This is a genomic window from Corallococcus sp. AB049A (assembly GCF_003668885.1).
GTDB lineage: Bacteria > Myxococcota > Myxococcia > Myxococcales > Myxococcaceae > Corallococcus > Corallococcus interemptor.
On record NZ_RAWL01001491.1, the window covers coordinates 1 to 380 of the forward strand.

The 380-nt window shown below is 68.4% G+C and carries 1 protein-coding gene; it reads right to left on the bottom strand.

The genetic code is table 11. The features are described 5' to 3' along the window. The coding region (locus D7X55_RS47560) for a serine hydrolase (protein ID WP_147470573.1) at positions 1-380 on the bottom strand (380 nt) is incomplete at both ends.

Genomic DNA, 380 nt, shown 5'->3' on the forward strand with positions numbered 1-380 from the left:
GGGCCAGGCTGGTGGCCATCGCGGCCGGGCTGGTGGTATCGCGCGGGTCTCCCTTCGCGAACAGATTCACGTCCGGCTCGTTGCGGTCATTGCGGGTAATGCTGTCGCCCTGCCCGCGCAGGAATGCCGTCAGCGCCGACGGCCCGCCCACCACCTCCAGCAGCAGGTTGGCCGCCGTGTTGTCGCTGGTGGTCAGCGTGCCCCGGCACAGGTCGCGCACGGTCAGATCCTTGCCCACGTGGCGGCGCACCACCGGAGCGTAGGACAGCAGATCCTTCCCGGCGATGGGCACACGGGTGTCGAGCGAAACGCGGCCTGCATCGGCAAGGCTCAGCACATGGGCGACCAGCATCGACTTGAACGTGCTGCACATCGGGAAG